The sequence below is a fragment of the Paenibacillus sp. FSL H8-0317 genome (assembly GCF_045040685.1).
In the GTDB taxonomy this organism is placed as follows: Bacteria; Bacillota; Bacilli; order Paenibacillales; family Paenibacillaceae; genus Paenibacillus.
Map to the genome: position 1 here is coordinate 1,450,868 of NZ_CP150294.1, position 24,413 is coordinate 1,475,280.

Below are 24,413 nucleotides of genomic sequence, written 5' to 3' on the forward strand. Positions count from 1 at the left end.
TTTTCAAAAAATGACAAACGGTATTTGCTAATAACAGCAGATACCTTTTTTTTGTTTGTTGAAGTAGATGCATTTATTCATTGAAATTAAAATTTTATAAATATGGAGAGAAGTCTGCCATGTCGGAAGAAGTCGGAATGCAGGAAATGGTCACATTGAAGACAATCGCAGAAACGCTCAATACGTCCAATGATCTGAACTTAATGCTGGATACCGTGGTCGGCAAATTACTGGAGTTGACCGGATTAACGGCAGGCTGGATGTTTCTGATTAATGAACGTGGAGAATATACCTGTGTTTCGGATTACAATCTGCCCCCGGCATTACTGCGTAAAAATAAAGAGCCCATGCGAACGGGTACCTGCTGGTGTGTGAACCGCTTTAAGGATGGTCAGCTCAATCATGTGGTCAACATCATTAACTGTAAACGGCTGGAGGATGCGGTGGAATTCCAATGGGGAGATACCCATGATATTACCCATCATGCAACCGTCCCGTTAAGGTCAGGTGAGAAGATGCTCGGCCTGCTCAATGTGGCTGCGCCAGCCAAGGAACATTTCAGCGACAGTGAACTGGCGCTGTTACAGGGCGTGGCGTACCAGATTGGTAGTGCGATAGAGCGGATGAGATTGTATCGTGCGGAGCAGCGACGAGCTGATCTGTATGCCAAGCTGGGGGAGTTCAGCACGGCTTTGGGTCTTGCAGTGAACGAATGCAACAATTCGGATGCTTTTTCTTTAAAAGTTGTACAGTTGCTTGGGCAGCAGTATGATTGGCCTTTCGCTACCATTATTCAGCAGAGAAATGGAATGTTCATTCTGCAGGCAGCCTATGCAAATGATACGGTTCGAACGTTATCAAGTACTCCGTTATCTTCCGAAGTGACGAGCCAGATTAACCATATAATCAATAGTCATCGTGTAACATCTCTGTCTGGGACAGAGATCACTGAGATATTTACCCTGTGCAAGCCTGACCAGAATACGAATTCCATTGCCTCCGGAATTGCCGCTCCCCTTCCATACCATACGCCAGGGGAAAAGGGAATTCTGGTGATCGGAATAGGAACATCAGGTCCTGCGCAGGCGGATCGTGAGGTGCTGGAGGCACTGGCCGAACATATTGCGGCCTCATGGGAGAGTCTGAAGCTGGCGGAGAATCGCCGCGAACTTGCACGAATGGAAGAGAGAAACCGGTTGGCTCGCGATCTGCATGATTCGGTTAATCAGATTTTATTCTCACTATCATTAACGGCTAAAGGCGCGGAAAGTATGTTATCCGACTCCGAGAAGTTACACCCGGCTGCGGAAGCGATGAAGGATATTCGGGCTTTGTCTCAGTCGGCTCTCAAGGAAATGCGCGCATTGATTATGCAGCTCCGTCCCGCGGGACTGGAAGCTGGGCTGCTCCATGCGCTACAGGAATACGGCACCAGCCAGGGTCTTCAAGTGGTGATGAATCGGACGGGAATGATGTCTTTACCGCGTAATATAGAAGAAGCATTGTGGCGAATCGGACAAGAAGCGCTGAATAATGTACGGAAACACGCGGATGTTCCTTCTGCTGAGGTCACCCTCAAATTAAGTGATCATGAAGTGGTGCTCACCGTCACAGATCAGGGAAAAGGTGGTACGGAAAGGCCAAAAGCCTCGTCTGGAAGCTCCCTTGGCCTGTCCATTATGAAGGAACGGGCTCAATCGCTCGGGGGTAGCTTAGAAATAGTGAGTTCTTCCCGTAAGGGAACAACAGTAACGGCAGTCATTCCACTTCCGTTCGAATCTGTATAAAGTCAGGGGGAAGAAGAGATGCCGATTACGATTTTGCTCGCAGATGATCATGCGATGGTGAGACGAGGTTTGCACGTTTTTTTGACCACACAGCAAGACATGGAGGTTGTCGGTGAAGCATCGAACGGGCAGGAAGCACTGGCGCAGGCGGAAGCGTTAAAACCTGACGTGGTATTAATGGATCTGCATATGCCGGTCATGGACGGAATTGAAACAGCCAGACGATTGCGTGCATTAATGCCAGCAACGCGAATCATTGTGCTCACCTCGTTTTCGGATCAGGATCATGTGGTTCCTGCTGTACGTGCAGGGGTGAAGGGGTATCTACTCAAGGATATTGAACCGGAGGATCTGGCTGTGGCCATTCGCAATGTGCATGCAGGTCAGGTAGAATTGCATCCTGCCGCAGCAGGTCAATTGATGCATGTGATGGCTTCATCCGATTGGTCTATAAATGAACAGTAACCACAGGATATACCGACAGATCAGTCAGCAGACAGTCAACTTCAAGAGCTGAAGCAGGTTGGAAAATCAAATGAAACATCCCTTGGTGGTCCGGATATGCTCACTCGCCGTGAACAAGAGGTTTTGGGGTTGATTGCTCAAGGATTGAGCAACAAGGAAATTGCAGTTCAATTGGTCATCACCGAAAAAACGGTCAAAACACATGTCAGTCATCTGCTCGACAAACTGGGACTGGCGGATCGGACGCAAGCGGCTCTTCATGCCGTAAGAAATGGCTGGGTCGTCTGAGCAATTCCGACATATGTTCATACTTAAGTCGTATAAACTCAACCTAAAGGTTGAGTTTTTTGGTATTTCAAGTTAAGTCTATCTGCTGACGATTTGGATGCCAAAGAAAGGTAAGATAAGAGTAGAAATAACAGATCGGTTGAAACATGAGCGTTTGAATTATTAAAAAACCAAGGAGAGTGACATGAATGAATATCGTTATTTTGGCAGGCAGCAATCGGAACAATGCAACCAGTACACGTCTGGGAGAGTATGCTGTGGAGATTATTCGAGGTCAGGGGCATCAGGCCAGCCTGTTTGATCTGTATCAGACATCACTTCCATTCTACGCGCCAGATGAAAAACAAGCGGATCATGAACATCTGGCAGACCTGAATACACGTATGCTCGCGGCTGATGCAATCATCCTGTCTACACCAGAGTATCACGGCAGTATAAGCGGTGTGCTCAAAAATGCACTGGATCATCTGAGTCAGACTCATTTCAGCGGCAAGCCCGTCCTGTCCATCAGCTCCTCTGGCGGAGCGGTGGGGGTAAGTTCGCTTTTACAACTGCAAGCGATTGTTCGCAATCTGCATGGCATCAATGCCCAAGAGTGGATTTCGATTGGTGGTGCGCAGCGCAGACGATTCGAAGCAACATTTGACGGATACGAAGAGTACGAAGGCAGTCAGGATATAGAGGACCGGGTGCAGCGGGTTATTGGATCGTTTTTAAATCTGGCACAGACGTTAACAAATGCGCGGAATTCAACCATGAGTTGAGAACAAGCGAAGATGAAAATGGGAAAAGGAAAAGAGGTTGAGCATTATGATTACAGGCATATTTGAAACACATCTAAACGTGACGGATCTGGAGAGATCCCATCATTTCTATGAAACGGTCCTGGGATTACCTCATGCCTACGGGCAGAAAGAACGTGGAAACTCCTTCTACTGGATTGGTGGAAAAGGCAATGCCATGCTGGGATTGTGGCAAAAGGAACCTTCCGAAGTGCGGCGTCAGCACTTTGCTTTTCATGTATCTCTGGAGGATATGAAACATGCGATGGCTCACTTGGAGAACAAAGGAATCAAGACACAGAACTTCCTGAATGATGATATCGGTGAACTGTACGTCTTCGGCTGGATGCCCGCAGTATCTGTATATTTTAACGATCCAGATGGCCATTCGCTTGAATTCATTGCTATGCTCCCGGATGAAGCGAAGCCTGAGCTTGGCATGGTGCCATGGAGTCGGTGGGAGGAGATGCAGGAGAAGACCGTATGATGATTGAAGAATTACAGTTATATACAACACGGCTGGAGGACCTCAAGCATTTTTATCGTGATACGTTGGGCATGGAGGTGTCCAATGCGACAGATCAGGCCTTCAACCTGGAGGTTGGAGGGACAAAGATGATTTTCAAACCGTGTGAAACAGATCCGGAGCCCTTCTATCATGTAGCCTGGTTGATTCCGACAAATCGGTTCAAGGAAGCGAAGCAGTGGGCTGCATCATGTGTTGCCTTAAGCAGGGAAGAACATCGGGATGAGACATACTCTGCTAATTGGGACTCTCATTCCCTCTATTTTGAAGATCCGGCAGGCAATATTATCGAGTTGATTGCTCATCATCGTATTCAGAACGAGAGTGACCATGACTTCTCCACTAAAGATATATTACAGGTGTGTGAGATTGGCCTGGTGACGGATGATGTTCTGTCTGCGGTGAATGAGCTTCAGCAGATTGGAATCACGCGATGGGGTGAGGTTAGTGATACCTTTGCTCCTGTAGGAGATGTACATGGTTTATTTATTGTGGTGAAGAAGGATCGGACGTGGTTTTTCTCCAAGCAAAAAGCTGAGATCTATCCACTGGAAGTATCCATCCGTGGGGTGGGCAAGCTTCGAATTGGCTAAACTTTGCATTCCGGGGCAAAACGGGCATATGTGGAGCATTTCCATCATGTTATAGAAGTAAACGCTTTATTTATTCCAGGGTAGTTTCTCTGATGGGCTTACATTTGATGAAGGGTGGTGGCAAGCTTGGATCGACGTTTGTTGGAAGATGGACTAGCGATTATCGTTTCCAGTCGGGAACGTACAGGAGATCTGTGGCACGCCCATTATGGGGCGGGTGCGATTGCGGCATATTTTTGGTTACGGGAAAATCGTCTCACTGCCCTTGCCGCCGGCAGTGTTACGGCCGAAGCAAAAGCCATGCTTCGCCAGCATGGAATCAGCCCTGGCCAGACCTCTCCGATTGGTGAGATGATGCCCAGGGAAGATGCCGAAGCGCGTATTACGGACGCATTGGATCGAACGATTGGAGAGCTGCACTGGGTTGGGCACCAGGCCATCTACGGGGCAAATCAGTCTGAAAGCCATTCGTGAACTGGATGGATGGGGTACTGCAGAGGATATTGGTCGGCTGGTTGAACTGATCGATTCATTCGATCGGACCATCCCGGGAAGATCCTGGATGAACACAACGATGAAAGAAATTCGCAGTCTGAAGCCGGAAAAAAGCGATGGTTTCCCCGAGATTGATGATCCAATTCAGTTGTCACGTTTGATTCTGGATGAACTTGGGGCGTTCCAGACCATCTATCACGCGGAAGCGCACCATGATCTAATCGGTCATATGCTCACCTACGGACATGCGCTTAACATATTATATGAATTGGGTTATCCGGCATTATTCCACAAAGGCATTCCGCCTTTCCTTACTATGGTGAAGGCGCTACGCTTAAGCCGAGATGTGGATATTGAACAGGAGATGCCGACATTGCAATCACCCGTAGATCTGCTGCCACTAGAACGGGCGGAACGATCAGTGGCGCTCCCTCATGAGCTGGAATATTGGCTCACCGACAGACGTTCCCGCGACTGGAACGGAGGTCATGTATTCAAATTCCCGTTCAGCTTCTATCATCATGCCAAGAACGGGGAGCCCGTACCGGAAACATGGGAGAACTTTCGTTATATCATCGCGTGAGTAAAAACATACATTTAAGAAGGGGTGTCCGTAATGACGGACACCCCTTCTAGGCATTATTCTAGTCTACCGAATCGTGGGCAGCCTGCACCTTATTAACGGGGCCAAATTTCAAGGATAAAAAGGATCAGCATGACTCTGGACACAAGCATGTATGGTGATTTTCGTACGGGCTGACTCGCTGCCCATATTCCCCAGGAACTCATAAGTGCAATACTCCCCCAGAACATCCATAAGGAGATGCCTTCGGGCGTAAATAAAAAGGATAGCTTGGGCAGTCCCCTGTTGCCAGCCCCAAGAAGAACAGTGGTCATATAGACGAGGACAAGGAAAAACAACTCGAAGAGCAGGGTTTGCAGCCAGAAATAATAGATGTTGAAAAATCGTAGTATGATGACTGTGATCAGGATGAACAGGATACCAACGGATAAGAATGTTGCCGCGGTCCATCCAATGAGAGATGTTGTTACAACATCTGTTTCCTGATATAAGATGTACATCGCCAACGCATACATAGCGGGGCCCGCCATATAACTGGTGACAGCAATCCAAAGATAAAAGAAATACCTCTTTTTCATGGTCATATCCATCCTTTATTGTTCGTAGGATTTGAAAGCTACTTATGTCATATAAACATCATCAGGATGGGTTTGGTTGGACTATCGATAGGAGTTTCTCTCGAGAAACCGACAATTAACCGCCATAGAGACGACTACATTCATGCGTAATTCATCCCGATTACCATCAGCGCGAGTGGGAAAAGGCGGTAAGATGATATTATCGGATCAGCAGCAAGGAAGACACACCGACAGCTCATACGCTAAAGTACGGACCGGCCATGGGGCCGGTTTTTTAATTAGGTGATTGCCTCCTTGCCCTGATCGGGTAATAAGACTAATTAGATAACAGGAGGCTACGTGATATGAAAACAGTATTGTATGTTCCACTGGATGATCGTCCAGCGAATCTGGATGATGTGATTGTGCAAGGGAAAGCAGCCGGTATCCATATCGTTACACCGAACCTGAGTGATATTAAAAATCGTCTGGACTCGGAGAAAACCGTAGATGGCACAACGCTGCTCGGCACCTCCACGCCGGTTTATGGCAAACCGTCCAAGATTCACGACTTTATTCTGAAACATGCTGCCAAAGTCGACGGATTCATTATTTCATCCGATATGCTCGCTTATGGCGGCCTGATTGGTAGTCGTCAGCTCCGTGAAGATGGAGGAGGCGCCTATCCAGAATACGATGATGAGACGACGCGTTTGCTGGATGTGATCCGCGTGATCAAGCAGAAATATCCACGCAAACCCGTATTTGTAATGGACACCATCATGCGTTTGGCTACAACTTCGTTTGCAGATGGCTTGGCGCTTGATGCATATAATGAGTCCCGTGCATTGATGCAGCAGCCACGTCAGACATACACTGAGTTTGAGGATATTATCGAAGGTTATAACCTGTCCCCGGATGGAGTGAAATATGGGACAACGACCTATTTTGATAAAGAACAGTATTACAATACAAGACAGCATAAATTCAAAACAAATCTGTACATTTTGGATCGGCTGGCTCGCACAGGTTATATCGATTTCCTCGCGGTTGGAGTCGACGATGCCAACACGCAGGGTGTTCAGATCAATGAAATCAAATATGTAGAAGCGCGGATCAATGAATGGCTGGGTGGAACCAATGGGCAAAATCCGGATCGTGCTATCATCTTGCCGGATGCAGATGGTTTGGGGCACGCTTTGGTCGCTCGGATGGCTAACCAATTGTTCCGAGGCGGGGCGAGGACACGTTACGCAGTGAGATACTTTGGTCCTCACGGCAATTCCATCATTAACACGTATGAATACATGGATGTACACGAGAATGTGGTTCGTCATGTGGATATTGTAGGTGGTGTGCTTGTAGCGGATTCGGCATATCCTGAACCGGAGGTGGTGACGGATGTGAGTGCTAGTGTGGAAAATGAACAGCTAGTGGCTGTAGCAGTTGATCAAGTTGTCCCGTTTGACATGACCTCCGAACTGGATCGTATGACGAAGGGTCACCCGGGTAATTCCGGGGAGAACACGGGCATCGACATTGAGATTATCGCCATTACGGCTCTGGATCAGGTGCAGGCTGCGTTGGAGCAATTGACGCTGAATAGTGAGCAAGGTCTGCCTTCGGTATTGATTGATTTTGTGGGTAAAGGACCAGCGAATGTTGATGTTGCTGAAGCGTTGCTAAACAGTCCATATACCGGACGGGTTCTGGGTTATAGTGCATGGAATACGCCAGGTAATAAGATCGGTATTGCTGTAGGCATGGGGCAGGCGAGGTACGCGTTGATCACAACAGAGAAGCATGAGCATAAGTTGCGCGATGCGATGAACGCGCATGGCTCGTTGTTGTTTAAGCGTTTCCTGAAGGATTACTACTACAAAGCGGTAGCGATTGCAGAGATCCGCACGTATTCCCGAGCTCATGCGCTTTATACCAACGTGGCTACCCTTTCGGATCAAAATATGTTGCTGTTCAACTCAGAGGAAGACTATGCCCATTTGCAAACATTGCTTCGTGACTTGATGCAAACTTACACAACGGCACTTGCGAATAAAACAGCCTTCCAGACAGGCAATGTGGCGATTAAGCAGATCTGTAATGACGAATTGTCCTATGCGACGTATGGCAGTGCGCTGCTGGAATATGGAAATCCCGATTTCATCTGGGGGCGTGCATTTGAGATTACGTTGAACCCGCAGGTTACGCTGAACTAAACTGTTATCTCACCATGGGCTCCTCATGTTTGGGATCATCACTGGTATGACTGTACTGCTTAATCTCGCCGTTGTTAAAAATGATATATTGATACTTCGCTTCGAGTTCATCCGCGAATGTTACGGAGGCACCGTAAGGTGCTTCAGAACTTTTTGAGGAGTAAGTACCTTGTACTTCGATAAGCTGTTCGGGTGAATAACCTCTCTGTTCAATCAGGTAAGTGGTTACCTGTTGTTCAGCATCATTTTTCTTCAGCGGATTACCAAGCAGTCCGAAGTAGGCCCAGCAGGATATCCCGAGTATAAATGCTAAGATGACAAGTGAAGTGATCTTGAATGTTTTACTCATAGGTATTTCTCCTTCTTTTACGTAAGCGACAATGAATTTGATAATAAAATATTAATATATTTGGATAAATTTATCAATTATTTGATCTTAAAGCTTACTTAGGTATTCTTTAAAATGATGATTCCAGAATCGTCTTTTTTCCACCCGAACGACGCCCTTAATCGCACCGAAGTCGTACGGAACACCATCCGCGCTAGGAATGAAAGGGTGTAAGATTGTATTATCGGATCAATAACAAGGGACGCACCGAAAGCACATACGCTAATGTACAGACCGGCCAGGTGGCCGGTCTTTTTGATGCGGTGAATGTAGTCCCGGTACTGGTTCGGTCGGAATACAGACTCTGAGTTAAAAGGGGGAGTCTACTGCAGCTGCTGCATTGCCGCTGCACGGTGTGGGCAGATCTCAAACTTGCAGCCAAAGGGGGCGAAATGAATGTGTCTATGAGAAATGAAATTAGCACTGCCGTGAGTATCAGTAAAATGAGTACACTCATTAAAAAAACGCTGAAACAGAAGCTCGCGGTACTTGTCCCAGATTGGGACGGTCGTGTGCTGGATGCACCTGCGTCAGGCGAAGTTTTGGCCGGGCCTTGTGCAGTGGTTGCGTTTGCCGAAGAAGTGCCGAAGTCTGCCTGGGCGGGATACCGAAGGATCATCAAAATCTCCCCATACGCTCGTCCAGAAGATGGTGGCGCTGAACAGGTGGAAGCTTGGTCAGCCCTTCTAATCGAAGGGTTGCACCAGGTAAGGCTGGTGGATGAAGCAGGTGAGGCCTTCACTTGCATCTATTTGGGTTCTTCAGATAGTGACCGGGTGGATACAGGGTCTGGAATGCTTACACGTAGTCTGCGATTCGGGGTGTATGTTCCTGAAGACTCAGGAACTGCTGTCACTGAAATAGGGGATGCGTGGTTAGCTACGCTTCAAGGCTGGACACTGCAGGAGCTTGGCTCGAATTGGTCGGTATATGGTGATGCATGGCCCGGAGGATATGAGATGCCGTCTGTGTTATGGCGATTGGCTGGATGCAGCACGTCTGTGGCGGGGACTTCGGCATTGGAGGTTCGACAACAGTGGATTGGGCATGTGCTCACCGATCAACCGGTGCTAACACGGCAGACCGTTACTCGGTTGGTAGAGCAACTTGCAGTGCAATCTCGTCTTGCCATCACTGAAGCGGGTGGCGAAGAGCACGAAGGTAACACGCGATATATCACAGTGGATGAAGTCACGGCAGACTTACAGACGGATGCGTATCTGAACGGACAGATTCGCCTGACGTTGCAACAGCGGATTCGTCGTCCGGGTACGAATGTACCTTTGATCCGTGAGATTTACCATAGCAAAGGTATGGAGTAAACGTTAGTCGAGAGGAACCTTCTATTAGAGGTTGTTCAAAAAGCCCGCTTTTGATTACAAAGGATGCCTAACGGCATCATCAGCATCGAATATGGAATTCAGCCGAATAAGCATAAGCTTACGAAGTATGTTTCCTTTGGAAACATTGTAGTTGCTCACGTAGTTTTCCCTACGCTCTGCTACTCCATTTCTAACTTCATCCCATCTTCTCGGTACTGAAAACCGATCTTTTTGAACATGCACTTTTAAGAGTGGTTCCAGATTATAGCTTTGAGTAGATTGCTTTAGCTTCAACATTATAGCTTCAAATTCATAGGTTCATAGGATCAAAAATTCATAGGTCAAGCTTAAAGATCATCGTTTCACGAAATCAGTAGTCCAACAAATGAGGTGAGATGGCAATGGCAAGCTCAGTGAAAAAAAGCAAACAGACAGCCCCGCGGTATACACGGGCAGAACTGATGAATCATGCAGAAGCCCTCTTTGCCGTTAAGGCAGAGGTGCTGTACGGTGCGCTGTACGAAGCGGCGCAAGAGACGTTTTCCATAGAAGAAACGCAAGAACGAATTAACCAATTTATGAAAGCGAAGGTGAAGGGATAATGGCAGGCGGAAATTGGGAGCAAACGAATCGTCCGGTCCTTCCGGGCTTATATATGAATTTTCAGGCGGCGGCATCCTCGGCCATTCAAGCGGGAACACGGGGGACGGTCGTTGTGCCAATCAAGGCCAACTGGGGTCCGGTAGGAACTTTTGTTGAAGTAGGGAGCGAAGCGGCGATTGAACGTATCTATGCGGCGAATGTGCTGGACAACGGTACGGCTTATACGTCCTTGAAGCTCGCCCTGTTGGGTGGGCCGAAGAAGTTGCTCGCTTATCGTGTAGCAAGTGCTGCGGCTAAAGTTGCTACGCTTACTTTGAAGGACAGCAGTGACGCCAATGTGCTGCAACTGGATGCGAAGTATCCGGGGGATCGTGCAAATGGATTCTACGTCACCATCCAGCCAGGTGTGATTGATAATACGAAGCATGAAGTGCGTCTCTTCGAAGGTAACCGGATGTTGTATGCGCTCCTGACAGCGGATATTACAGCAGCTTCTCTGGCAAAAGAGATTAACGCGGATGAACAAAATGTCTGGGTAACGGCTCAGGCGATTGGCGATGGTGCAGGTGTAGTTGCAACAATTGCGGGTGCGGCATTCAAAGGTGGAGTAAGTGGCAATGATGACCTGACCAATGCAGAGTATATTGCTGTGCAAGGTACGCTGGAAGGGGAGCAATTCGACGTCTTGGCTTTGGATCAGGCGGCAGATGCACCTCTGCTTGCGAGTTTTGCGGCATGGGTGAAACGTGTGCGTAGTGAAGGTAAACCGGTGGTGGCTGTATTTGGCGGTTCCGCAGCGGATGACACTTCTGCTACAGCAGCACAAAAAGCAGCAGCACGTTCGCTTGCGCTCAACCATGAAGGTGTGATTAATGTAGGTACAGGCGTACGCCTTGGAGATGCATTCTACAGCTCGGCGGAAACATCCGCTTATGTTGCAGGACTGATCGCCGGACAACGTCTGAACCAATCCACAACCTATGCAGCTACTCCGTTCGATGATGTGACACGTCGCTGGACGCGTGCAGAACAGGAGCAGGCGGTACAGAATGGCGTATTTATTTTCTTCCATGATGGACGGCAGGTGAAAGCACTTCGCGGTGTAAACACCCTGGTAACTCCGGCCGCTGGACAGAATAATGCGTGGAAAAAAATCCGTTCCATTCGTGTGTTGGATGCCATCAACACGGATTTGCAGCGCTCCGCGGAAGATACGTATATCGGTAAAGTAAACAATACCGAAGAGGGTCGTCAGGCACTGATTAGTGCCATGAAGGCCTATTTGGCGTTGCTCGCACAGAGCAATGTGATTGAAGCTGACGGTTATGATGTCATTCTTGACCCGGCATATTATGGCGCGGCACCAGTTCTCAAACCGGAAGCGGATCAGGTATTCCTGCAATGGAATGTGAAGCTGACGGATGTAATGGAGCAGTTGTTTGGTACATTTTACGTGCAATAAGGTTGTGTGAAAGGAAAGAACGATATTTTATAATTTCAAGGAGGAAAATATATGTTGGATGCGTCAAGAGTAATTCTCGGTACCCATGGTCAGCTGCATATCGATGGTGTGTGGCAGACAAACATTAACAAGTTGGAAGCGAGTGTGGAGATTGAAAAGCGTGAGCTGAACCTGGTCGGTAACGACTGGAAGGTGCACAAAAATGGTGCAAAAAAAGGAACAGGCACGATGACGGGTTACAAAGTCACTTCGGATATGATCCAGCGCGGCTTCACCAAATTCGAGATCATTTCCAAGCTGAACGACCCAGAATCATATGGACATGAGAGTGTATTGCTGAGAGGTTGCATGGTGGACAAAATCCAGCTTGCCAACTGGACAGCGGGTGAGGAAGTACCGGAGGAAACGGGCTTTACATTTGAAGGATTTGAATTGCTGAATCCGATTGTGGCGAACTAAGCTTTGAAATAGTCACGTGATTAGGCTAGTATGCTCAAGCGTGATTGCATAGTTACTTCGTATAATATGGACACCAATGCGGGCCGAGATGATCTCGGTCTCTTTGTTGTCTCTACAGGCTTGGAAGCTGGCATGATAAACCCATTTATGAAATAAGAAGGAGATAACACCCGATGAGTATGAATGAAAATATGTCCGAAGAACAGATTTTGGATCAGTTGTTTGAAGCAGCAGAACGTTTGCCAGAGGAGAATGTGCGCATTCAGCGTCTGGATCTGCTGTTGACCTTGCGTGGGCTGACGTCCTCCAAAGTAGATCACATTCGCGAACGCTGTACCATTCGAAAAACGACCAAAGGCCGCACCGAGGAAAAGGTGGACACCGAAACGTTTAACGCGCTGCTCATTTCCGAAGCAACGGTGAAATTAAAAGTCCGCAGCCTGGAATTGTCCGGCTGGGGTGACACACGCATTACCGGCCGCATGAAGTTGTCCGGTGGCGAACAGGCAGTACGTCGTATGCTGCTGGCTGGTGAATTGGATGCCGTAGGTGATAAAGTGCTGGAGCTGTCCGGCTTTGGTGTGGAGATTGAAGACCTAAAAAACTGATTCACTCCGGCGGGATGACCACGTTCCTGTATCACATGTGGGTGCGTCATCATCTCCGGCCCGGAGAGTTCTGGTCTTTGCCACGTGGGGAGCGCTCGCTGTTAATTGCGTTCTCGGAAGAGGAAATGTCAGCGATAACTTCGCAAATAAATCGATAACAATATAGGGCAGGAGGTGAAAAAATGGCAGAAATGATTGTAGGTTTATCCAAGTCCAATGCGGAAATGCGGACAACCCTTCGTTATCTGGATCAGATCCAACGCTCAACCGAACGTCTGGGCAGAGTTCGTTATCAGAGTCTGATTAAGGTGAACAATGAACTGAGAACGACCGGACGCAGGCTGGAGCATATTTATAGTATGGCTGTGCGAATCAGCAGGCTGCGAATTACACCGACGATTGGGTTGATTGATAAGCTGAGTCCGGCACTGGATCGCGCATGGGTTAAACTGAATAAATTCAGGGACCAGATGGTTACGGCTTCGGGAACAGTATCCCTTGAAGTTCGGCAGAAGATTGAAGTGGCGATGGGTAAAGGAGGGCAAACTGGCCCAACTATGGCTGTCATGATTCAGAACAACAAAAACATTACTAACAATACGAAGGAAGAAGAACCTAAAAAGTGGTGGGAAAAGGCACTAGAAGTAGCTAATAGCATTATGGATGCGTTCAACAATATTGGAGATATTATTGATCGTTTCAAAAAGAAAAAAGAAGATAATCCTGCATCAGATCCAACCAGAAGTCCAGCATCCAAGTGCTGCTGTTGCACAGGTGGGAAGATGGGCAAGAACCGTAGAGTGCGTTCACCGAATGCAGATGGCGGTGGCTCAGATCGTGGCAGACGAAATTATCGAAGTGGTAGAAGGTCAAGTAACCGTTCGAACCGGGGCCCATCACCAGTACCCAATCCTGTACCTGATACTCCAACTCCTCCGGCCGATCGCAACCGTAATAGGGGAGGCGGTAGAAGAATACGAGGAAGCGGTAGATTAGGATTTGCGGATGGTGGATTGGGATCTTTAACCGACATGCTGGCTGGTAATGGATTGATGGATAATTTAAGTAGTGGCTTTGCCAAAGGAGCAAAAAGGTTGCTCGGACCCATCAGCATGCTTGCTGATGTTGCGAATGTAGCGACAGCGCCCCCGGAAGAGCGTGGCCGAGCTGTGGGTTCCATGATTGGCGGCACAGCAGGTACTGCGATTGGTAGCGCCATCGGTAGCGTTCTTTTGCCTGGCATCGGGACATGGGTAGGTGGTGCAGTAGGTGGTTGGGCCGGAAGTGAAGCAGGCGGTTGGATTGGAGACAAAGCGAAGGATATTGGAAACTTTATGTCTAGTGCTACCGAAGGTGTAGGTGATGCATTGTCGGGTGCAGCCGATTACGTCTCTGAGAAAACAAAAAATATCACCGATGGTATATCCAGCTTCTTTGGATTTGGTTCCAAAAAAGAAGAGAAGACGATCTCGGCAGCAACGGTGGCTGCACCGTCTCCAGTTGCAACCGGCCCGCAGATGGCACCTGCCTATATGCCACCTGCACTGACCATGACAGGCCCAGCCGCATATATGAACAGCAAGGTCGGTCAGCCTACATCTGCTGGATTCATGGGAACAAGCATGATGCAGAACCAAGCAATGGCGCTTGGTAACGGTGCGCAGACGAATGGGAAATCTTCCACAATGACGGTACAAATATCCGAAGACCAGATGAGCAGTCTGTCCGGATACTTGAAGGATTTCAAAACAGAAACTACCAATCAGATTGCAATCAATATTCCACCAGGTGCGGTGCAGGTGACTGTGCGCGAAAATGCGATTGATTACGATGCTGTTACCAAGCAGGTCGGACAACGGATTACGGGCGAGTTCCGCCGTGCGATGGAAAACCGAAAAACGATTATGGCCTAAGCAGAAAGGAGGCCGTGTATGTTTGTACTTAAAGATGAAGTAGGTCCTAACAAAATGGCATTTACGCTGAAGGATGGCGGCACTTCATTTCAATTCCCGGTGAACCCGGAAGAGGTGAGTATTTCCAGGTCCAAAGGCTATGAAACGATTAATATGCTGGAGCATGGCGAGTTTGATTTTGCTCAGGGGGAGAAGGTGAAGGAGATCACCTTCTCTTCTTTTTTTCCCAAAGAGTATGATGCCTTCTACTGCATGTACAAAGAAAATTTGCCTGATCCGCGTGTGGCGATGAATGTCCTGAACACGTTTCTGATCTCCAAAAAGCCGCTGCGTTTCATCATTTCAGAGACGGGTGTGAACGTGCCTGTTTTTATTGTTTCGCTTAATTCGAGCTTTCGTGGGGGGGAGACAGGAGATATTTACTTCGACCTGACCCTACGCACATGGCGGGATTCCAAGGTGGAGAAGGTGGGCTCTGCGGCATCCGCGAGCAAGTCAGGTTCTCGTACCGATTTGAAAAAGAGCAGCAAGACCTACACCGTCAAATCTGGCGACTCCCTCTCCAAAATAGCAAAGCTTGAGCTGGGCAGCAGTTCCAAATGGAACGAGATCTACAAGCTCAACGCCAAGATCATCGGGAGTGATCCAAACCGGATCAAGCCCGGGCAAAAGCTGGTGATGCCATGACCTACAAGGTCATTGTCGACGACAAATACGACATCACCAAGTTGGTGGAGACGATTACGCTGAAGGACTCGCTTGACCAGATTGCCTATCAGGCCAACATCCGGCTGGCGGTGTCCGCTTCTTCGGGTCTGCCTTCGATCTCACCGGGCATGGCGGTACGGATTAGTGGGGTTCCTTTTGGTGAAAAATCCATGGTTCACTTGCTGCATCCTGCGGTCATCTGGGAGGTGGAGAGTTCCAACAGCGGCACCAAGCGGCTGTCTCTCACGGTGTACGACCGGATGATTTATCTGGAAAAATCGGAGGACGAGTTCCTGCTGCCGAAGGATCAGACTGCTACGCAACGACTCAAAACCTACGCCAAAGAGTGGAAGATTCCATATGCTACGTTGCCGGAAACCAAGACAAAGCTGGGAAAAGCCGTGTATCGGTCACAGACGATCTTTTCGATGATGTTTGCCGATCTGAAGGAAACGGCGAAGTCCGGCGGGGACATGTACCATCCACGGATGACACCTGGTGGGCTGCAGCTCTTCAAGGTCGGAAGTAATGCGAAGGTGTATGAGCTGGATCGACTGATTGATCTGACCCAGATGCGTACGCTCGAAGGGGCGGTTACCAAAGTTAAAGTCATGGCAGCGTCGGAGTCTACAAGTGGCAAAGAAGTTCCTTCCAAAGTGCTCGCGATTGAGCAGGATAATGTGGAAGAACTGGGCACATTGCAAAAGCTGGTCGAGGACGATCAGGTGAAATCGACAACCGCCGCCAAGAAACTGGCGAAAAGTCATCTGACGGGTATTCAGGAGACCTTTACGATATCTGCACCGGATGTCAATACGATTCGGGCCGGGGACGCGGTGTTGTTAAAAGGGCTGAAGCTAATCGTCATGTCGGTAAGCCGTGATCTATCTGCCGGGCCTGGAACGATGACGTTAGAGCTGGGGACGGCTGAGCTGGTGAAAAGGAGGTATTACCTTGAATAAAGATGATCCGTATGGGCATTTTGCCGACGTCATGAGGGGTGTGATGAGTATGCATTCCCGTCAGGCTGTGAGCGGGCTGGGCGCGGTATTGGGCACGATGACATCGTCCGGCGTGAAGCTGGATGATTTCAAGCACGAAGTGCAGGATTACCTCGTGGCCGAGTTGCCGGGCACGCTTGGACTGCCGGAGCGCGAGGCTGCTGGCGCGATTTCCGGTATACCTGACGTGGCAAACGGCGGAACAACGGGCACGGGACGGTTTCTTTTGCAAGAAGAGGAAGTGGAAGAAGCGGTGTGGTCTCTTGGTAAAGGATTAAAAGCGGGAGATCGCGTACTGGCGATGCGGGTGAATGGCGGTAACGACATTGTGGTGCTGTGTAAGGTGGTGAGTGCGCATGCCTAGTTTGTTTCCGGAAACGGGTGTGGTCTGGGGAGATGAGGAGGATCTGTCGGGGGCAGCTTCGGAAGAGGTACGCTTTGGACGGAGCTGGCGATTCGATTACGATGCAGGGGATTTTGTGCTGACCCCAAGTGGCAAAGTAGCCTCGGCGGATGCACATGAAGCCTGGGTGCAATGGTGCATCAAGGCGGTCAAGACGCCGCGGTACAGACATGTGATTTACTCCCGAAACTATGGTTCGGAGCTGGAGGATCTGGTGGGGCAGGGTGACAGCCGGGGTGTGATGGAAAGTGAGATTACCCGGATGGTGACGGAGACGTTGCTGGCTGATCCACGCACGGATTCGGTAGACCAGTTCACGTTTGATTGGAATCGGGAGCAGTGCATGTTCTCGTGCCGGGTGGCGAGTGTGCAGGAAGAGATGTTTATTCTGGAAAGTGAGGTGATCTGACGGAATGGCTGAGATTCCGCGTTATTTGGAGGACCAGACGGAGGAACAGATTATGCAGCGCATGCTGGATCGTCTGCCTGCGGATCTGGATAAGTCAGAGGGTTCGTTTCTGTGGGATGCGGAGGCTCCGGTTGCGTTTATGCTGTCTGAGGCGGCTTTGTGGGCGAAGGAATTACTGCGGCGCGGGTTTGCTAGTACGGCGGCGAGCAGTGATCCGAATTTTCGTTCGGAAGAGCTGGATCTGCGGGCAGGAGAGCACGGCATCACGCGGCGGGCTGCTGTGGCGGCACAAGGTGCAGTGAGGTTCATGGGTACGCCGGGGAAAGTTGTGCCTGTGGGCACGGTCGTGGCTACACTCGCGGATGAAGTATCTGCTGAAGCTTCGCTCGAATATGAGACAGTGGGACGTTTGGAACTGGATGCAGATGGTTCCGGGGTGGTAGGCGTGCGAGCGCTTGTTGCCGGAAAAGAAAGCAATGTGCCTGCGGGCACCGTAACTGTGCTGTCTACACCTGTAAGTGGCGTGACCTCTGTCACGAATGTTGATGTGATCAAAGGCGGTGCAGATATTGAGGCAGATATGGCATTGCTGGAACGTTTTTATGCCAAAGTCCGCAACCAAGGGACAAGCGGCAACAAAGCACAATATGTGCAATGGGCCAGTGAAGTGCCAGGTGTTGGCGCAACGCGTGTTATTCCGTTATGGCAAGGCCCTGGCACGGTGGGACTATATTTGCTGGACACGGAAAAACGTGCTGCGGGCACCGATCTGGTGGCGGCGGTACAGAAGTACGTTGACCCCACGCAAGATGGACAGGGTGAAGGCGTGGCACCGGCGGGGCCAGTCGTGTCCGTGATGCCAGCCGTGGAAGTGCCGATGAATATTCAGGTGAAACTGACGCTTGCCAGTGATGCGACATTGGCCGATGTAAGGGCGTTGATCGAACGCGGGGTGACCGCGTACTTGAAGCAGTTGGCTTTTGCCGATCCACTCGTTCGTTACACCCGCATTGCCGCGATTTTGCTGGACATTCCGCCGATTATCGACTATTCGGAGCTTACTGTGAACGGTGTAAGTGACCAGAATATCGAGATGACCGCGAGCCAGGTGGCCGTGCTGGGGACGGTGGATGTGTATGAGTAGTGTTGGGCAGATGGTGGATGAGAAAGTAGTTTGGGAGTGCGGAGGCCTAGGGAGATTGAGAGAAGTACGCCGATCTGAGTTAGAGCTGGTGAGCGAGACGTTTCATGATGATGTGCAAGGAAGGGAGGGGACAGGGCATGAGTGCTCCTTCTACTGTAGATGTTGGACTGACGAGTGAGAAAGGGCGGGAGTTGTTCTCGTATTTGCCCAGGTATTATGAGACTTCACGTGTGATGCAGGCTGATATGCAGACCAAAGGCAGCGAAATGGATCTGCTGTACCAGGCGCTGGATGAGACGCTGGAGCAGTTTTTTGTCCGTACAGCGACGTGGGGGCTGGACTTTTGGGAGCAGGAGCTAGGTATTGAGACGGACCGTCTCAAACCTGTGGAGCAACGGCGTGCGGTGGTGGAGTCAAAGCTGCGCGGGGCAGGAAAGTTCTCGGGCAGGCAAGTTGCGAATGTGGCTGAGGCGTATGATGGGGGCAAGGTAGATGTGACATTTCAGCCGGAAACGTGGAGTTTTACGGTGAGCTTTGTGGATACGATGGGCAGCCCGCTCAATATCGATGATCTGAAAAAGGCGATTGAAGAATTGAAACCGGCCCATATGGCCGTGGAATATGAATATCGCTATCTGGTCTGGGACGATCTGGACAACAAACAGATGACATGGGACGAACTCGATGCCGCGTCCTTGACGTGGAATGAACTGGAGGTGTGGGCGTAATGCCACAAGAAACAGATCGACTGAAATTGCCTCTGCCCTTGGGGAACGAGAATGTAACCCGGGAGAGTATTAATGGAATTTTTGAAAAGATTGACGCAGGTGTGGCGACGCAGGAGGATTTGGATACGCTTCGTGAAGCTGTGAGTCAGATGGATATTCCCGATGCGTCTTTGACGCAGAAAGGGAAGGTCCAGTTATCTAATAAAATTGATGGTGACTCTGAAAAACTTGCACCTACTGAAAAGGCGCTCAGTTATGCTAGATTAGCGGCTCAACAATACGTGGATGATAAAGCGTGGCAAAAATACAAACTTACCAGTGACGAAGGTTTTGTTACCAATCTGACTGGGTCGGTTGACTTGAATACGTTATTGAATACTGGGTTTTACTTTATATCTGGTTTCATTAATGGTCCTAACAATAATGGCGGGGCTTACCATGTGGAAGTGTTGACACGGAATTATTCTGGTTTAACTTGGACTTTGCAGAGATTGACACAAGCGAATTATTCAGGAAGGACAAGAACATATCAAAGGGTGAAAATGAATGCTGATTGGAACCCTTGGGAATTGCAAACACCAAAACGAAACGTTTGGGGGCCGATCAGTTAATGGCAGCTACAATAAAGGCATTATACGCAGGTAAGGCATCATCGGCAGCGACAACAGTTTATTCTGTCCCGGCTGGTAAATACGCCGTTATAAAGTCAATCGTAATTGTTAATACTACCGCCAATTTATATAGAACCTTTCGGTTGATAGTTGGCGGCGCTTATATTGCGTATGATCACAGCTTGCAAGGGTCACAAACTTTAGTTATTAACGATTTAGATATACCGTTAATGGCGGGGGAGACTATCCAAGTACAAGGATCAGGGGGGAGTGAAGTAGAGTTTACGATAAGTGGGTTTGAAGAGGATTATGTAGCAATTGATTACGATTATTCTAAACGGACAGCTTTATTTACTACATCTGGAAATTTTAGCGGATTTGGTTACAACTATCTTATCAAGTCCATAGTTATTTGTAATACGACAAACGTGGATGCCAAAGTAACTATCGACATTGATTCAACAAGGAAGTTAATGGTAGAACAAAGTGTGATAGCAAATGACACTCTTATTATTCCAAACCCTGATATATTTTTACCAACTAAAACATTGAGTATAGGGGTTGTGACAACAGCAGCCGTCCAAGTCTCAATCGTTTTAGAAAGGGTGGTATAGATGCCTTTAATTAATGGTTACTCATTGGAAAATAGTTCAATTGACGGGTCAGCTTTTGAAAAACTACAACGTATATCCCTCCCGACGCGTAACCCCGTTAGTTATGATGTGCCGAATGGGTCAAGTGAAAGAGAGATGGCGTCATTTTTTACAATTCGCGGCGCAAAAATCTTACGAATAGGGCCGTCTGCTGCTGCAACGTATACGTTATTGGGACTAAGCGTACCGTCACAAAGTGGTATAACTGCTTACTACGCATTAACCGATAGGTTTGGAAACAGATGGCCAATAACGACTGTAGTAACTTATTATTTATGGCTTAGACCGATTTTTGTTGACTTAGAACAGGGAACCGTATGGACGTCCGTATCCGGTGGATCACCAATAACGCCAATGGAAACATCTGGCGCCACGGTAGGGTGGAATAAAGCAGACTTGGCAAATAAACCTGCTGGATTTGATGTGAATGGTCCTGTTTACTTTTCCTTGATCGCAACAAATACAACTGGAGCAACCCAAAGAATACAGATATATTTTCTCAATCTCGAAGCGGTAGCAAAGTAGAAATAGAAAGGTAGTGGAAAAATGACCGAACAAGAACCGAAAAATAAAATCGGTAACAAGGTTTACTACGACTTGCAATCAGGTAACGTCATTGTTATTACACCAGAAAGTGCCGGGATCGTTGTCGAAACCACGCGGGATCAGGATTTTAAATTGTTTCAAGCCTTGGCTGATAAAGTACCTGATTCGGTGGGCATGATTCAATTGGATCACGGAGCGTACATCCTTGATCGTGCAGAAGGTGGCATGATTGCACGCGTTGATCTGGAAACATTGGAACCGTTATTCGATTATCCACCCAAAGGAGACGAGGAAACGCAACCACCTATGGTATCGTTCACGTCTCAAATTGCTGAATTGGCGGCAGAAAATCAGCGATTGCGGGAAGAAAACAACTCGAATCAATTGGCGCTCATGGAATTGCACATGATGTTGCTTAACTTGATGCCTGATGCGGGATAAACTTGCAAGATTGTTAATCCGTTGGGCTGTAACACTCACGAAAGGGGTGAGAATATGTTGGCTGTATATATAATGATGATTCATAAAGGAATGATCGGTATTGACGATGTTCCGACTGCAAACGGTAATCGTGATAAAGTGAGGGCTGCTCTGGAAACAGCAGGGATAGACCAAAACGGAAGTATTGTGTAACAAGCGTTCCGAATACGGAGCGCTATTTTACTACCTTTTGAAGCAGTTATCACAAAAATTAAAGGAGGTGAAACCATGGAACGATGGGATACCTTATGGAAATGGGGAATTGCACTCATGAGCAGCTCAGTAACCTACTTCTTCGGAGGTTGGTCAGGCGTGCTCGGCGTACTACTTGTGTTCGTCATCCTCGATTACCTAACGGGCATCGCGGCGGCTGGTATGACTGGCAAGTTAGAGAGCAATGTCGGAATGTTCGGCATCGCCCGAAAGGTATTTATATTTGCAATGGTATCGGTGGCTCATCTGGTGGACGGTGTTCTGGGAGACGGACATTTGTTCAGGGATGCGGTCGCCTTTTTTTATATCGCAAATGAGTTGTTGTCGATCATCGAAAATGGAGGCAAACTGGGTGCACCCATTCCGCCGGTGATTCGGCAAGCAATTGAAGTGCTCAAGGGCAAAGGGGGAACCGGAGAACTCCCCGGTAACTTCTCCCCAAGTGCCAAAGACTCTTTTTCACAGGCAGATCCGGACGACACAGAATCACCGACAACCAAAGATAACGTTAAGTAGCGATTAATATTGCGAGTGTATAGTTATATTAAACGTTTGTTGATTAGTACGAATGTCAGATTAAACAGAACTAATCTAAATAAGCAAAGCTATATTAGGCGGCTATACAGATTGAACTTAACATTTTCACACAATAACGGAGAGGACAGAAAAAAGTTGAAAAAGCGAAGCGGTCGCCTTTATCCCCCGGATTTTCCCCTTTATAAAGAGAATCAAAAAAACCGGGGATAACAGCGATTGGAAGGTTATTCTGTCATCGGAGTGTCCGTGTGAACAAGGCTCAGTTCATTTCCAACACATCAAGGACACGCACACAAGCAACCCTTGATCCAACCGCATTAACTATATACAAACGGCAATTTGCCGCATAAAGGGTGTGAGAAACATGCAAACGAGGAGTTCGGGCAACACACAGGGCATTGACGTCTCCCGATACCAGGGTAATATTGACTGGGCGAAAGTGAAGGCAAGTGGCATGACATTTGTATTCATCAAGGCAACCGAGGGACAGACGTATACCGATCCGAATTATCAAAAAAATGTAACAGGTGCACTTGCAGCGGGCATGCTGGTTGGAACGTACCACTTCTTTCGCGCGACATCCACCGATGGTGCCAAGGCAGAAGCGGCACATTATGCGAATACGCTGAAAAAAGTCGGAGGCGCCAAAGCGCTACAACTGCCACCCGTCATGGACTACGAGAACAACCCGGGCAACCTGAGCAAAGCGCAGATGAATACAGTTGCCAAAGCTTTTTTAACTGAATTACAACGTCTGACAGGTGTAAAACCGATCATATACACAGGCAATTCATTTGCCGGGAATTTTGACACATCACTCAGCTCTTACGATCTGTGGATCGCACGTTACAGCAACACCCGTGTACCAGACGACCATCCAGCATGGAAGCGTTGGACATTCTGGCAGTATACGGATTCCGGCAAGGTGAATGGCATTAGCGGCAACGTGGATATGAATGAATTCGAGGGAACAGCGGCACAGCTCAGAGCAAGGTACACAGCGGCTACGCCGAAACCACCGGAGCCATCCGAACCGAGCAATCCGACGAATCCAAGTCATCCGAATCCACCAACCGAACCACCGAAAGGGGGCGAACCAATGACAGCCGAAGAGAAAGCAGCGTTTGATGCGCTCAAATCCCAGGTCGATAAACTGCAGGCACGTCAGCAAATGGAAGTTCCAGTATGGGCAAAGGCAGCTGTGGATGCAGCACTAGCATATGACACCAAAAATCCATTGTTCAGCATCGATAATGGGGCGAGTTATGATTTTTACCGTTTTATTACCGTGATGCATCGCAGAGGTTTGTTTAAAAAGTGAGCTGATTCTTAGCAAATTAAAATGTTGATCTTATCTGAATATGGATTGAATGGAGAAGGGACACGGGACGTTTCTTGTCGAACTGTGTTCCTTTTTTGTATTTAGTGTAAGTGATATTAACACATATAATAAAGTTGAAGACTTATGTCTGTAAATCTCTTGTCTAATTGATTAATGTGATGTAAAGTAAGTTACACGAAATTGTTTTTCACCACAGTTTATTTACACAATCCTCCTCATCATGACAAAACCATAACATATGAAGTTATTGTAATGTCTCCTGTTGTACAATCCAACATCTCAAGATGACTCGTTCATACGTTTTACACATCCAATCTGCAAGAGAAAACCACTCTAATAAACAACTTACACAGCTAACAACCTAGCCTTTGTTGAGTTTCTTTCATCCGTATTGCAAACGAACGATACCTAATCCGGCTTCCACACTCCATGCTCAAGACGACACGCTCAAGGAACAGACTTTATTGCGTAGCCAGCAGCGTAGTATCCGTATGCCCATCTGTATTTTCGATCTACCAACTTAAACTTGCTCTTACCAGTCCATACCCACTCGCTGTTGCTTATTGACCTAAGTTCAAATAAAACGCATCA

At 48.2% G+C, this 24,413-nt stretch carries 27 protein-coding genes and 1 pseudogene; 26 read left to right on the top strand and 2 right to left on the bottom strand.

Annotated elements, in window-relative coordinates; all coding sequences use genetic code 11:
* Nucleotides 1-119: 119 nt before the first annotated feature.
* From MHB43_RS06510 to MHB43_RS06540, 7 genes and pseudogenes are all read left to right on the top strand, one after another.
* Nucleotides 120-1,787 carry a GAF domain-containing sensor histidine kinase gene (locus MHB43_RS06510; protein WP_339182607.1) on the top strand — a complete coding sequence of 556 codons (1,668 nt, stop codon included), beginning with the start codon at nucleotides 120-122 and terminating at the stop codon, nucleotides 1,785-1,787.
* Between the two features lie 18 nt (nucleotides 1,788-1,805).
* Nucleotides 1,806-2,540, top strand: a pseudogene (locus MHB43_RS06515) (response regulator).
* A 188-nt stretch (nucleotides 2,541-2,728) separates the two neighbouring features.
* Entirely contained in the window at nucleotides 2,729-3,304 is a 576-nt protein-coding gene (locus MHB43_RS06520) for an NAD(P)H-dependent oxidoreductase (RefSeq protein ID WP_339182609.1), read from the top strand.
* A gap of 46 nt (nucleotides 3,305-3,350) precedes the next feature.
* Nucleotides 3,351-3,809 carry a VOC family protein gene (locus MHB43_RS06525; RefSeq protein ID WP_339182611.1) on the top strand — a complete coding sequence of 153 codons (459 nt, stop codon included), beginning with the start codon at nucleotides 3,351-3,353 and terminating at the stop codon, nucleotides 3,807-3,809.
* Nucleotides 3,806-4,441 carry a VOC family protein gene (locus tag MHB43_RS06530; RefSeq protein WP_339182613.1) on the top strand — a complete coding sequence of 212 codons (636 nt, stop codon included), beginning with the start codon at nucleotides 3,806-3,808 and terminating at the stop codon, nucleotides 4,439-4,441. Before MHB43_RS06525 ends, MHB43_RS06530 begins: the two co-directional genes overlap by 4 nt.
* Nucleotides 4,442-4,567: 126 nt before the next feature.
* Entirely contained in the window at nucleotides 4,568-4,915 is a 348-nt protein-coding gene (locus MHB43_RS06535; RefSeq protein ID WP_339182615.1) for a hypothetical protein, read from the top strand.
* On the top strand, nucleotides 4,866-5,519 hold the full coding sequence (locus tag MHB43_RS06540; protein ID WP_339182617.1) for a hypothetical protein: 654 nt from the start codon (nucleotides 4,866-4,868) through the stop codon (nucleotides 5,517-5,519). Before MHB43_RS06535 ends, MHB43_RS06540 begins: the two co-directional genes overlap by 50 nt.
* Nucleotides 5,520-5,614: 95 nt before the next feature.
* On the opposite strand, the gene MHB43_RS06545 is transcribed toward MHB43_RS06540, so the two are convergent.
* Nucleotides 5,615-6,097 carry a hypothetical protein gene (locus MHB43_RS06545; protein ID WP_339182619.1) on the bottom strand — a complete coding sequence of 161 codons (483 nt, stop codon included), beginning with the start codon at nucleotides 6,095-6,097 and terminating at the stop codon, nucleotides 5,615-5,617.
* Nucleotides 6,098-6,441: 344 nt separating this feature from the next.
* Between MHB43_RS06545 and MHB43_RS06550 the strand changes: the two genes are divergently transcribed.
* Nucleotides 6,442-8,292, top strand: a complete 1,851-nt coding sequence (locus MHB43_RS06550) for a DUF4127 family protein (RefSeq protein WP_339182621.1) — start codon at nucleotides 6,442-6,444, stop codon at nucleotides 8,290-8,292.
* 4 nt (nucleotides 8,293-8,296) lie between these two features.
* Here the strand turns inward: MHB43_RS06550 and MHB43_RS06555 are convergent, their stop codons facing one another.
* Entirely contained in the window at nucleotides 8,297-8,641 is a 345-nt protein-coding gene (locus tag MHB43_RS06555) for a DUF3139 domain-containing protein (RefSeq protein WP_339182623.1), read from the bottom strand.
* Between the two features lie 437 nt (nucleotides 8,642-9,078).
* Here MHB43_RS06555 and MHB43_RS06560 point away from each other — a divergent pair, with 437 nt between their 5' ends.
* The 18 genes from MHB43_RS06560 (at nucleotide 9,079) to MHB43_RS06645 (ending at nucleotide 23,801) form a co-directional block, all read left to right on the top strand.
* Nucleotides 9,079-10,002: a hypothetical protein gene (locus tag MHB43_RS06560; protein WP_339182625.1), complete on the top strand. Its 924-nt coding sequence runs from the start codon at nucleotides 9,079-9,081 to the stop codon at nucleotides 10,000-10,002.
* A gap of 401 nt (nucleotides 10,003-10,403) precedes the next feature.
* Entirely contained in the window at nucleotides 10,404-10,604 is a 201-nt protein-coding gene (locus tag MHB43_RS06565; protein WP_017690177.1) for a hypothetical protein, read from the top strand.
* Nucleotides 10,604-12,067 (top strand): phage tail sheath subtilisin-like domain-containing protein, encoded by a 1,464-nt coding sequence (locus tag MHB43_RS06570; protein ID WP_339182628.1) that lies wholly within the window; start codon nucleotides 10,604-10,606, stop codon nucleotides 12,065-12,067. The genes MHB43_RS06565 and MHB43_RS06570 overlap by 1 nt, the downstream gene beginning before the upstream one ends.
* Nucleotides 12,068-12,118: 51 nt before the next feature.
* Complete coding sequence (locus tag MHB43_RS06575) at nucleotides 12,119-12,526, top strand: phage tail tube protein (protein ID WP_036611426.1); 408 nt, start codon at nucleotides 12,119-12,121, stop codon at nucleotides 12,524-12,526.
* 173 nt (nucleotides 12,527-12,699) lie between these two features.
* Nucleotides 12,700-13,134: a phage tail assembly chaperone gene (locus MHB43_RS06580; protein ID WP_017690174.1), complete on the top strand. Its 435-nt coding sequence runs from the start codon at nucleotides 12,700-12,702 to the stop codon at nucleotides 13,132-13,134.
* A 182-nt stretch (nucleotides 13,135-13,316) separates the two neighbouring features.
* Nucleotides 13,317-15,047 (top strand): hypothetical protein, encoded by a 1,731-nt coding sequence (locus MHB43_RS06585; protein WP_339182631.1) that lies wholly within the window; start codon nucleotides 13,317-13,319, stop codon nucleotides 15,045-15,047.
* A gap of 54 nt (nucleotides 15,048-15,101) precedes the next feature.
* A complete protein-coding gene (locus tag MHB43_RS06590; protein ID WP_339185358.1) occupies nucleotides 15,102-15,734 on the top strand; it encodes a LysM peptidoglycan-binding domain-containing protein in 633 nt (210 codons plus the stop codon).
* A complete protein-coding gene (locus MHB43_RS06595) occupies nucleotides 15,731-16,717 on the top strand; it encodes a phage portal protein (protein WP_339182633.1) in 987 nt (328 codons plus the stop codon). Before MHB43_RS06590 ends, MHB43_RS06595 begins: the two co-directional genes overlap by 4 nt.
* Nucleotides 16,710-17,120: a hypothetical protein gene (locus tag MHB43_RS06600; protein WP_339182635.1), complete on the top strand. Its 411-nt coding sequence runs from the start codon at nucleotides 16,710-16,712 to the stop codon at nucleotides 17,118-17,120. The genes MHB43_RS06595 and MHB43_RS06600 overlap by 8 nt, the downstream gene beginning before the upstream one ends.
* Nucleotides 17,113-17,568 (top strand): DUF2634 domain-containing protein, encoded by a 456-nt coding sequence (locus tag MHB43_RS06605; protein ID WP_339182637.1) that lies wholly within the window; start codon nucleotides 17,113-17,115, stop codon nucleotides 17,566-17,568. The genes MHB43_RS06600 and MHB43_RS06605 overlap by 8 nt, the downstream gene beginning before the upstream one ends.
* Nucleotides 17,569-17,572: 4 nt before the next feature.
* Nucleotides 17,573-18,712 carry a baseplate J/gp47 family protein gene (locus MHB43_RS06610; protein WP_339182639.1) on the top strand — a complete coding sequence of 380 codons (1,140 nt, stop codon included), beginning with the start codon at nucleotides 17,573-17,575 and terminating at the stop codon, nucleotides 18,710-18,712.
* A gap of 137 nt (nucleotides 18,713-18,849) precedes the next feature.
* Nucleotides 18,850-19,440: a YmfQ family protein gene (locus MHB43_RS06615; protein WP_339182641.1), complete on the top strand. Its 591-nt coding sequence runs from the start codon at nucleotides 18,850-18,852 to the stop codon at nucleotides 19,438-19,440.
* A complete protein-coding gene (locus MHB43_RS06620; RefSeq protein ID WP_339182643.1) occupies nucleotides 19,440-20,051 on the top strand; it encodes a pyocin knob domain-containing protein in 612 nt (203 codons plus the stop codon). Before MHB43_RS06615 ends, MHB43_RS06620 begins: the two co-directional genes overlap by 1 nt.
* Nucleotides 20,051-20,665: a hypothetical protein gene (locus MHB43_RS06625; protein ID WP_405131581.1), complete on the top strand. Its 615-nt coding sequence runs from the start codon at nucleotides 20,051-20,053 to the stop codon at nucleotides 20,663-20,665. The genes MHB43_RS06620 and MHB43_RS06625 overlap by 1 nt, the downstream gene beginning before the upstream one ends.
* Complete coding sequence (locus tag MHB43_RS06630) at nucleotides 20,666-21,229, top strand: hypothetical protein (RefSeq protein WP_339182647.1); 564 nt, start codon at nucleotides 20,666-20,668, stop codon at nucleotides 21,227-21,229.
* 21 nt (nucleotides 21,230-21,250) lie between these two features.
* The gene (locus tag MHB43_RS06635; protein WP_339182649.1) at nucleotides 21,251-21,691 is read left to right on the top strand and encodes a hypothetical protein; all 441 of its coding nucleotides are present in this window, start codon (nucleotides 21,251-21,253) and stop codon (nucleotides 21,689-21,691) included.
* 267 nt (nucleotides 21,692-21,958) lie between these two features.
* Nucleotides 21,959-22,459 carry a phage holin family protein gene (locus MHB43_RS06640; RefSeq protein ID WP_339182651.1) on the top strand — a complete coding sequence of 167 codons (501 nt, stop codon included), beginning with the start codon at nucleotides 21,959-21,961 and terminating at the stop codon, nucleotides 22,457-22,459.
* A 385-nt stretch (nucleotides 22,460-22,844) separates the two neighbouring features.
* On the top strand, nucleotides 22,845-23,801 hold the full coding sequence (locus MHB43_RS06645; protein WP_339182653.1) for a glycoside hydrolase family 25 protein: 957 nt from the start codon (nucleotides 22,845-22,847) through the stop codon (nucleotides 23,799-23,801).
* Nucleotides 23,802-24,413: the final 612 nt, after the last annotated feature.